This is a genomic window from Rhodococcus sp. BS-15, from assembly GCF_000813105.1.
Taxonomy (GTDB): Bacteria; Actinomycetota; Actinomycetes; order Mycobacteriales; family Mycobacteriaceae; genus Rhodococcoides.
In genome coordinates this window covers 1-9,284 of record NZ_BAOX01000196.1, presented here as the reverse complement: position 1 = coordinate 9,284, position 9,284 = coordinate 1, and the positions used below count along the sequence as shown (strand labels likewise).

Below are 9,284 nucleotides of genomic sequence, written 5' to 3'. Positions count from 1 at the left end.
AATGCGGGCGCGGTGGCGGCGAGCGCACTCGACACCGGCGCGGGTAGCTGCAACCACAGCGACATGCCGCCCTCGGAGCGTCGGTAGCGCCAGTCCGGAAGGTGTTCGGCCAGAGCATCTTCGAGGACGTGGCGGCGCTCACGTAGCTGCGATCGACGGAGCTCGAGCGCGGGTTCGGCGTCCTGCAGCAGGAACGAGGACGCCAACTGATCCATGATCGAGGTGCCGAGGTCGTGCGCTGCCCGCGAGCCTGCCAACTGCGAGACGAGCGACGGATGCGCCCTGATCCAGCCGATGCGCAGGCCGCCCCAGAACGACTTGGATGCCGAGCCGATCGTGACGATGTCCGACCCCGAGACCCGCCCGAACGACGCGACCGGCGGCGGCGGCGGGGCGTCGAGCCACAGGTCCACCATCGTTTCGTCGACGATGAGCGTCATACGAGTGTCGCGGGTGATGCGTGCGAGTTCGGCCCGCCCCTCGGCACCGAGCACCTGCCCGGTGGGATTGTGGAAGTCCGGAATCAGATACGCGACCTTGGCGGCCGTTTGCCGTGCTGCACTGCGAATCCCGTCGAGATCCCAGTCGCCGTCGGCCGGACGTACCGGCACCGGAACGGGACGCGCACCGACCCGCCTGATGGCCTCGAGGGCGTTGGGGTAGGTCGGGTGATCGATCAGCACCCGGTCGCCGGGCGAGGTCAAGGTGCCCAGTAGTAGCCGAACTGCTTGCTGTGCACCGGAAGTCACCATGATCTGATCGGCCGTCGTCGGCAGGCCACGCTCGACGAAGCGTTGCGCAATGGCCTCCCGCAGCACCGCCAGACCGATGGGCTCCATGCCGTGCGTCGGCAGATACGTCGGAAGTGCTTGCAGCGCAGACTCGTACGCGGCGGTCATGGTGCCGTCCGCCGCTGCCATCGCAGCATGGGACATGTCCACGACCGGACCCGAGGGCGAAGTCGACTGAATCAACATTCCATTGGGAGTGGGTGCAGCGGGGAGGGCGACGGTACTGCGCGATCCCTGCTTGCTGATCAGATAACCCTCGTCTCGCAGTACCGAGTACGAGGACGTGATGGTGGTGCGACTGAGATCGAGGGCCGCCGACAGATCACGCTCACTGGGCAGACCGACGCCGAGCGGGATGCGACCGTCGTGAATCAGTAGTCGAACGCCGTCGGCCAACGCGCGATACGTCGGACGCGACGCCTTGCGCCTACCGGATCCGTCCGAGGACGCGTCGCCGCGCCAGCTGCCGAGATCGCGGGCCAGTGACGTTGCGTTGAGGACTCTCGAAGCCATGCCCACCAGTATTCGCCCACTGGCCTCGAACATTCAAGTCCATTGCGCATTCCACTGGACTGCCGCTCGGGGCCAGGTGGATAATGGACCGATGCCGAGCAGCACGCTCTTCGACACCGCCATCGGCCGTTGCGGCATCGCGTGGACCGACGACGGAGTGGTCGCCGTCGCCCTGCCCGAACCGTCGGATGAGGCGCTGTTGGACTACCTGACCGGCTTCGGCGCAGCGGAAGGGCCTGTCGACGCGCTCGCGGCCGACGCGATCGGGCGAATCGTCGCCCTGCTCGATGGACGGACCGTCGACATGAGCCCGATTCCGCTGCTGCTCCAAGTCTCGGAGTTCGACGCCTCGGTGTACACCGTATGTAGCGGGATTCCCCTGGGCGCGACACTCACCTACGGCCACATCGCCCGCAGGCTCGGCCACCCCGGTGCAGCCCAGGCCGTGGGTGGCGCGTTGGGACGTAACCCCGTGCCGATCATCGTCCCGTGCCATCGGGTGCTCGGCGCAGGCACGGAAGTCGGCGGCTTCTCGGCACCGGGTGGTACGAATACCAAACAAAAGATTCTCGGTATCGAAGGGGTCCCGGGATTCGACGAGCCGACGTTGTTCTGAATTACTACCTCAACGATTGAAACTGCTCGACCGAATAAACCGCCCGAAACGGGGAAGAAGAATGGATTTCAGGCAGATATACCGAGAGCCGCGATAGGAGCGTCGACTGCTGACACCAATACGGCTTCCGGCCCCGGGGTGACATCGGATTCTTCGCGCCGACCACCGATGGTGAATGCACCCACATCCGGAAGCCACCCGATAGCACCGCGTTGAAAGAGGTTGTACCGACCTGATCCGGTGGGCGTCGGACGCTCGTTGCTGATCGGATAACCAAGTGCGCCATAGGGTCCCCCGTGACCGAGGTACCAGTCCAGGATCGGACCGTGCACTTCGTGGGCGCCACCTTCGGGAAGAGCGAACACGGTAGCGTGCGTGAATTCGAGCATTCCCCCGCCCTCGGGGCCGAGCATGAATTCACCGGCCTGAGCGCCGATCCAGGGATGTTCGTATGCGAAGCGATCGAATTGGTAGCTGAAAACTTCCAATCCGTTGTAATTTTTAGTCATCGCTCGACCTTCCGTCGCTATACCTGGTCGCAATTATCCACGCCGGTGAGCATATGCGCAGTTCGATTCGGACATATATGTGACGGCGCTAATTCAGCAACGCGAGAATATCCGCCGGAATCCGATCCACATCTGCCGGATCGATCACCGACCGCGACCACGAACCGCCGGTGCCGTCGAGACGAACGAGCTCATCGGGACCGAGTAGCCACAGCTGATCACCGGCCGACCAGTTGACGCCGTAGCCGTAGGCCTCACTGGACGTGGCGGGGGGCGCTGTACTGGACTGCTCCGGTGGCGTCGACGATCTGCAGAGTCGGAGCGCCGTCGATGTCGACGACCCGGGCAGTCGACGCACCCGACGGCGAAGCCACCGGGGCGGACAGAGCCGCGGGAGCAGGCGGGGTGGTGACCTCCTCCGGTAGGGCAGCGGGTGTGTCGGTGGTGGACGACGGGGTGGTCGTGGTCGGCGGAACCTCGACCGGTGGCGGAGCCGGAGACTCCTCGGTGAGCGACGGATCCGTCGTGGTCGGGGCCGGTGCGAGCGTCGAGTCCGGAACAAGCGGAGACGTCGCCGTGGGGGGCCTGTGTCGTGGTCTCCGGAACGATCGCTCGTGGGGCGCTGCGAGCGGCAGCCGGGGTGCCTCCGCAACGAGCACTGGCAGCCAGGCCGATGAGAAGACCGTTGTTCATCGTTATGTTCGCAGTGGGGCTCGGCTGCGAGAACCTCGTGCCCGATTTGGTTCGAATGGATGCGGTGTAGACGCCGTCGAGCACCGGGGCCAGCGGCAGCGGTAGCAATTGCAGGAGTGCTCCGTTCTCCACTGCTTGAGTGATGACCACCCCGGTAGCAGCAGTCCCGGCTACCGCGAACTCACGGTCGTTTTCACCAGCCTTTTTCAATGTCAACTGGTAGGTGTACTGCGCCCCCCGTGATGGGAAGGTGAGATTCACGAAGCGAATCGCACCGAGAAGCCCCCGCTCTGCATTCGTACAAGTCAGCGACAGCGGTGCTGGAATCGGCAGGGCCGTGGTGAAGGTGCCGCTGAGGGCCGTTGCCGTATCTTGTCCCGCAGCAAGGGTTGTCGGAGTGTTCGAGGCACTGATGCCCACTGCCGAGATGGCCGCCAGCGCGAGCACCACACCGAGGGTGGACGTCCCGCGTCCCTGGGCGCTGTGCCGCCCACTGGGCGGTTCCTGCAGTCGATCGTCGTCGTCGGGCTGCGCAGGGGACTCCACCGTCGGCCTACGAAATCCGAACGCGGTCATGAGAAGTACGCCGACGGCGATGCCACCGATGAACACTGCGACCGGGCCGCTGAGCCAGGTGACCGCGTAGCCGAGTTTCCCGACGCTGAAGAACACACGATCGGCCTCGGACACCACGTAGCTCTCGGCATCGGGCTCAGCGTTCGCGTCACCCTTGAGGAACAGCTGTGCACTATCGGTTCCGACCGCCCCGATCTCGACCACGCGGTGGGTGATTCCTGTTCCCGACGCGTTGGTCACCTTGACGATGTCGCCGACCTCGATGTCCGCGACCGGAGTCGTCTTGCTCAGCGCCAGAGCGCCGGTGTCGATAGCCGGGGCCATGGACCCGGAACGGAAGATCAAGGGGGTGATGCCGAAGAACACGGCCGCGAGTGCGAACAGCACACAGACGAGCCCGGCGACAGCGCCGACGGTCAGAGCGATCTCGCGAAGCAGACGCGGGCGAGATCGCATGGGGGTGGCTGCGTGGGTATCGGACATGATCTACGTCGACGTCGCGGTGATGGTGTACGTGATAGTGCCGGTGGCAACGGGATTGGGCTGAGCTGTCCCTGCCGGCATGGTCACGCTGATGCACAGTTGATCGGTCTGCCCAGCGATGATGGCGGCTGTTGGCCGCGCAATCAGTGACCGATTCAGACCGGGGAAGACCTTCGATGTTCCGAGTCCCGTCACCGTGCTGATCGGGCTTCCACCACATGCGCCGGACACAGGCGCACCGGAGTGCACCGAAGAGTTGAGAAGATTCCCGAGAGTGGCATTGCTGGCCAGAACAGAAATAGTGTAGGAATTGGCGACCGAACCGACGTCGTTGGTCACCAGAAGCCCGGCCGCGACGGTATCTCCCGGCCAGATCGCAGGATTGGCCAGCGTCGTGGTGAACGCCGGCGGGTTGTTGTCGATGGCAGGGTCGCCGACCTTGATATCGAGCCTGCCCGTCGTGAACACACCCGACGTCGCCGTCGCCGTATCCGACCACGCAGCAAGGGTTCCCACCGCACCGAGGCCGAGCACGATGCCGATCGACATGATGGCCCGGGCGCGTGCGCTGATGAGCGCGGAGCCTGTTCGGCGGAGAACCGCCCTCGGACCGGCGGTGTCACTGTGACGCGACATCAGGGCTGCGCCCCTTCCATATCCGTCCGCGCACCCGATGACACCGGGCACTCGGCGCTGTTGCTGTTGTCCCACTGCACAACGAGATCGACTGCAGCAGAGGAGGAACGGGTGTCGTTTCCGGCAGCTTCGGCCATCGTGATCGTGGCGTCGATGCGCTTCTTCTGCCCGGCCGCGAGGTCGATCCACGCGCACGATTCGGCCAGCTCGCCGCCGCCGATCGAGACGCTCAGGGATCGGAGGAACGCCGGGTTGTCGCTGTCGAAGGTCAGCCAGAGCCGTCCGTCCCGGTCGGTGTCGTTGAACACGTGGAACTGCGATTCACGCGCGTCTCCGGGAACCCACCGAATATCGTTGTCGAAGAATGCGCTTCGAAGGGTCGACGCCCACTCCCTCCCGTCGTCGCTGTACTTGACGGTCTGCGCGCGGGTCGATCCGGCACCGAGGAACAACACGACTGCGACGCCCGCGAAGACGGCCGTGCAGGCGACAAAGGCGCTGTGTCTCAAGGCGACTGCTCCTTCCGGCTCCGGTGGCGATCGACACCGGCCCCGACGAACATGAACAGTGCATACCCGACCAATCCGATGACGATGACGGTCACTGTGATCTTTCGCTGTTCACCGTTGAGCCAGTTGTTGACGTAGCCCATGTACGGCACCGAGTACCAGACTTTTCCGCGAATCTGCCCGATCTGCACCGGGTTCTCGTCGTCGGATCCGTTGTTGTCCCCGCGTGTGACATAGGTGGTGATACCTCGTCCGCTCTGCTGGGTCGCCACGATGCGGTGAGTCACCACTTCGGGCTCGCCCGAACGGATTTGATAGGTGATCGCAGTACCTACCTCGAGTTCGTCTGCAGCTGCGGGCTTGACCACAACCAGACTTCCCGGTGGGTACGACGGCTTCATCGAGCCGGTGAGAATCGTGTACGGCGTCGAACCGGTGACTTTCGGAACGACGACGGTCACCCCGAGAACGAACAACATCGCCGCCAGGAGCGTGTACGACGCGATCCGGCTCACCCACCACCAGACACCGGTCCGGTTCTCCTCGGACACGTCTGTCACGGTGTCGATCACGTCCGTGTCGTCGTCGGCATTCATGTCTGGTCCGCCCGGAACGAGAACGTCACCGTCGACGACGCGCTCTGCGGTGGAGTGGCACCGACGGCGAGCCGAAAGCACCACACTTCGCGGGCACCTGCGGCCAACAGTCTGGCCGCCGGTGGCACCGGAGCTTGCGCGCCACTGGCACTTCCGCTGTACAACTGTGTCGTCGGACCCGTCGGTGTACCTGACGCCGGGCAATTCGTCTCGGCCGCAACAATTGTCGCAGTCAAGACAAGAGGGACTGTTCCGGTCGACGTGGTTCCCTGCAGCCGAAAGTCGAACGGTACGTTGCCGGAGTTCCGAATCGACAGCGGTGCCTGCGAGAAACCGTTCGGTCCGAGATTGGCCGAACCGAGTGCAGCGAGAACGTAATCGTTCACTTCCGCTCCGTTCGGGCCGACCTCGATGTCCAAGGTGCCGGAGTTGATGGTCCCGCCGGCAACGATCTGCTCGTCACGCCACAGCGCGCCCGTCGACTGTGCTGATCCGAAGACCACCACAGCGACGGACGCGGCTGCGAGCGCCCAATAACGACCGTGCTTGTTCGTCACCGCAACAGATCAGGGACGAACCTGGTCGAGCGTCAGGGTGAAGGCATTGAGGTCGACGCTCTCGTTCTGGGCGATCAGACCGGCCGTGTCTTCGTCGAACGTGATGGTCACCTCGACGGAGATGGTCTGCGGAGACGTCGTCAACGGAAGGTCGACGGCGGATCCGTTGGGCAACGATGTACCACCGTTCACCGACACCTCGGTGTCCAGCGCGGCCGCCAATGCCGTGTCGCCACCGACCGCGGTGAAGTCCGCCGTGATGGAGGCTCGCAGATTGTCTCCTGCCCAATCGACCGTGTACTGAGTCGAGTACTCGAGAACGTCGCCCGGCACGATGAGGAAGCCGGAAGGGTCGGCTCCGAGATCCGCGTTGGGCGTGACCGAGGTCTCGGTCCAGGCCGCCGTTCCGGGGACCGGGGCGAAGTTCAGTTCGCCGGAGTTGATCTCACCTCCGGTTACGGTCTCGGTGTCCTGCCACAGTGCGTAGGATCCCAAACCGCCGAGCAGCAGTACAGCTGCCGCCCCCGCAGCTACGGCGCCCTTGGTTGCCTTGTTCATTCGTTGTCGCTTTCTTCGGTGGCCTTGTTCGTGAGGCCGAGGGGGAGGTGACCCGATGTGGGTCGGTCGGCCGGAATGTGGGCCTCCGCAACTGGGTGCGATATCCATTGTTTCGCAACGACCGTCCGGTCCGTTACCCAAGCGATGGTAAAAGTCCAGGAGTCTTTTTGACTGCATATTTCGAACTCCAGGATTACACATGAACATTTGATGTAAAGCAGTAGTGGACACGAAATGTCTTGACTACCAGAAGATCACCGCTGGTGTGCCGCTTTTGAACGGCGGTGGCGACACCTTTTCAAAGCTTTTTCCGGCCACTGTCGCTGTTTCGACGCCGCTGTCCAAGCAGGCTGCCACGGCACGGTTCGAGGTACGAAAAAGCCCCGAGGCCGTGGGCCTCGGGGCGTGAAATTTCGCAGAGCTGTCTACCGCAGAATGTCCCGCCGAACGATGGTTTCGTCGCGGCCCGGTCCGACTCCGATGCACGACATGTACGCACCCGAGAGCTCCTCGAGACGCAGGACGTAGTTCTGCGCGTTGATCGGCAGTTCCTCGAACGTGCGGGCACCGGAGATGTCTTCCCACCAACCGGGCATCTCTTCGTAGATCGGCTTCGCGTGGTGAAAACCGGTCTGTGTCATCGGCATCTCGTCGTGCCGGACGCCGTCGACGTCGTAGGCGACACAGATGGGCACCGTGTCCAGGCTCGAGAGCACGTCGAGCTTGGTCAGGAAGTAGTCGGTGATGCCGTTGACGCGGGTGGCGTAGCGCGCGATGACGGCGTCGAACCAGCCGGTGCGTCGAGCACGACCGGTGGTGACACCCACCTCGCCACCTTGCTTGGCCAGGTATTCACCGTGATTGTCGAACAGCTCCGTCGGGAACGGACCCGAGCCGACACGCGTCGTGTAGGCCTTCAGGATGCCGAGGACGGTCCCGATCTTGTTGGGGCCGATACCGGAACCGACCGACGCGCCGCCCGCAGTCGGATTCGAGGACGTGACGTACGGGTAGGTGCCGTGATCGACGTCGAGCAGGGTGCCCTGCGATCCCTCGAGCAGAATCGTCTCGCCGCGTTCCAGTGCCAGGTTCAACTGCAGCCTGGTGTCGGTGATGCGGTGCTTGAAGCCCTCGGCCTGCTCGAGCACCTCGTCGACGACCTGCTGCGAGTCGAGAGCCCGCCGGTTGTAGATCTTCGAGAGCACCTGGTTCTTGAATTCCAGTGCAGCCTCGACCTTTTGGGTCAGGATCTTCTCGTCGAGCACATCGGCTGCGCGGACGCCGACGCGAGCGATCTTGTCCTGATAGCACGGCCCGATGCCCCGGCCGGTGGTTCCGATCTTCTTGGCTCCGAGGAAGCGCTCGGTCACCTTGTCGATGGCCACGTGGTACGGCATGATCAGGTGCGCATCGGCGCTGAGCAGCAGGTTCGACGTATCGACGTCGCGCTTTTCGAGACCGTCGAGCTCGGTGAGCAGCACACCCGGGTCTACGACGACGCCGTTGCCGATGACGTTCTTCACGCCGGGCGTGAGAATTCCCGACGGGATCAGGTGCAGCGCGAACTTGTCACCGTTCGGAAGGACCACGGTGTGGCCGGCGTTGTTGCCGCCCTGGTAACGAACGACCCACTGGAGCGTTCGCCGAAAAGGTCGGTGGCTTTGCCTTTGCCCTCGTCGCCCCACTGGGCGCCGATCAGGACTATCGCCGGCATGTGCTCTCCTACGTTGCTTTCGTGCGAGGACGTGCTGCAAATATTGCTCGATCGAACGCAGCCGTCACCATTTGTCGCAGGCGCGACAGTGGCCGGGAGAACAGTCTAGCCGAGGCGGTGAGCTGGCCCGCATGCCGCTACGGTCGAGCCGAAACGAGGGCACTATGGTCGTTCGAGGGTTCACCGAAGATCTAGGAGCGCCGTGACACCGTTCGTTCTGCAGTGCGGAAACCCGCCGTTGCCGATCACGCTGACCGACGTCCCACTGCGCAACGCCGATGCCGTACCGACCGACGACGACTGCAGCGCGCTGTTCGCAGACATCGAATCCGCCCCCGCACCACGCATCATCGTGTTGGGCGACGATGCCTCGCTGGCCGCCGTTCTCACCAGGTTGATGCGCACCGACCGTCTGCACGTCGAAGTCGCGTTCGTACCGGAGACCGCCACCAACGCCGCCCACATCTACAAACTCGGGACCGGGTCCCGTGCCGCCAAAGTCGCACTGACAGGAAAAGCGTCGAGCACGCCCC

General features: G+C 63.9%; 9 protein-coding genes and 2 pseudogenes. 2 read left to right on the top strand and 9 right to left on the bottom strand.

Annotated elements, in window-relative coordinates; translation table 11 throughout:
* The coding region (locus tag RHBS_RS19070) for a PLP-dependent aminotransferase family protein (RefSeq protein WP_145977545.1) at positions 1 to 1,304 on the bottom strand (1,304 nt) is incomplete at its 3' end.
* A 91-nt stretch (positions 1,305 to 1,395) separates the two neighbouring features.
* Here RHBS_RS19070 and RHBS_RS19065 point away from each other — a divergent pair.
* Entirely contained in the window at positions 1,396 to 1,920 is a 525-nt protein-coding gene (locus RHBS_RS19065) for a methylated-DNA--[protein]-cysteine S-methyltransferase (RefSeq protein ID WP_128646233.1), read from the top strand.
* A 68-nt stretch (positions 1,921 to 1,988) separates the two neighbouring features.
* Here RHBS_RS19065 and RHBS_RS19060 read toward each other — a convergent pair whose 3' ends face one another.
* From RHBS_RS19060 to RHBS_RS19025, 8 genes and pseudogenes are all read right to left on the bottom strand, one after another.
* On the bottom strand, positions 1,989 to 2,429 hold the full coding sequence (locus RHBS_RS19060) for an LGFP repeat-containing protein (protein WP_128646232.1): 441 nt from the start codon (positions 2,427 to 2,429) through the stop codon (positions 1,989 to 1,991).
* Positions 2,430 to 2,573: 144 nt separating this feature from the next.
* Entirely contained in the window at positions 2,574 to 4,181 is a 1,608-nt protein-coding gene (locus RHBS_RS19055; RefSeq protein WP_237669425.1) for a signal peptidase I, read from the bottom strand.
* Between the two features lie 3 nt (positions 4,182 to 4,184).
* The gene (locus tag RHBS_RS19050; RefSeq protein WP_121872207.1) at positions 4,185 to 4,817 is read right to left on the bottom strand and encodes a SipW-dependent-type signal peptide-containing protein; all 633 of its coding nucleotides are present in this window, start codon (positions 4,815 to 4,817) and stop codon (positions 4,185 to 4,187) included.
* Positions 4,817 to 5,326, bottom strand: a complete 510-nt coding sequence (locus tag RHBS_RS19045; protein WP_121872206.1) for a hypothetical protein — start codon at positions 5,324 to 5,326, stop codon at positions 4,817 to 4,819. The genes RHBS_RS19050 and RHBS_RS19045 overlap by 1 nt, the downstream gene beginning before the upstream one ends.
* Positions 5,323 to 5,922 carry a signal peptidase I gene (locus RHBS_RS19040; RefSeq protein WP_121872205.1) on the bottom strand — a complete coding sequence of 200 codons (600 nt, stop codon included), beginning with the start codon at positions 5,920 to 5,922 and terminating at the stop codon, positions 5,323 to 5,325. Before RHBS_RS19040 ends, RHBS_RS19045 begins: the two co-directional genes overlap by 4 nt.
* Positions 5,919 to 6,479 (bottom strand): hypothetical protein, encoded by a 561-nt coding sequence (locus RHBS_RS19035; protein WP_121872204.1) that lies wholly within the window; start codon positions 6,477 to 6,479, stop codon positions 5,919 to 5,921. Before RHBS_RS19035 ends, RHBS_RS19040 begins: the two co-directional genes overlap by 4 nt.
* A 9-nt stretch (positions 6,480 to 6,488) precedes the next feature.
* Positions 6,489 to 7,037, bottom strand: a complete 549-nt coding sequence (locus tag RHBS_RS19030; RefSeq protein WP_121872203.1) for an alternate-type signal peptide domain-containing protein — start codon at positions 7,035 to 7,037, stop codon at positions 6,489 to 6,491.
* Positions 7,038 to 7,462: 425 nt separating this feature from the next.
* Positions 7,463 to 8,751 (bottom strand): annotated as a pseudogene (locus RHBS_RS19025) (adenylosuccinate synthase).
* Between the two features lie 202 nt (positions 8,752 to 8,953).
* Here RHBS_RS19025 and RHBS_RS19020 point away from each other — a divergent pair.
* Positions 8,954 to 9,284 (top strand): annotated as a pseudogene (locus RHBS_RS19020) (hypothetical protein); the annotation flags it as partial.

What these genes read in the sequence shown, in the direction of transcription:
- RHBS_RS19065 (WP_128646233.1), top strand. Translation starts at nt 1,396, where the DNA reads ATGCCGAGCAGCACGCTCTTCGACACCGCCATCGGCCGTTGCGGCATC.
- RHBS_RS19060 (WP_128646232.1), bottom strand. Translation starts at nt 2,429, where the DNA reads ATGACTAAAAATTACAACGGATTGGAAGTTTTCAGCTACCAATTCGAT.
- RHBS_RS19055 (WP_237669425.1), bottom strand. Translation starts at nt 4,181, where the DNA reads ATGTCCGATACCCACGCAGCCACCCCCATGCGATCTCGCCCGCGTCTG.
- RHBS_RS19050 (WP_121872207.1), bottom strand. Translation starts at nt 4,817, where the DNA reads ATGTCGCGTCACAGTGACACCGCCGGTCCGAGGGCGGTTCTCCGCCGA.
- RHBS_RS19040 (WP_121872205.1), bottom strand. Translation starts at nt 5,922, where the DNA reads ATGAATGCCGACGACGACACGGACGTGATCGACACCGTGACAGACGTG.
- RHBS_RS19030 (WP_121872203.1), bottom strand. Translation starts at nt 7,037, where the DNA reads ATGAACAAGGCAACCAAGGGCGCCGTAGCTGCGGGGGCGGCAGCTGTA.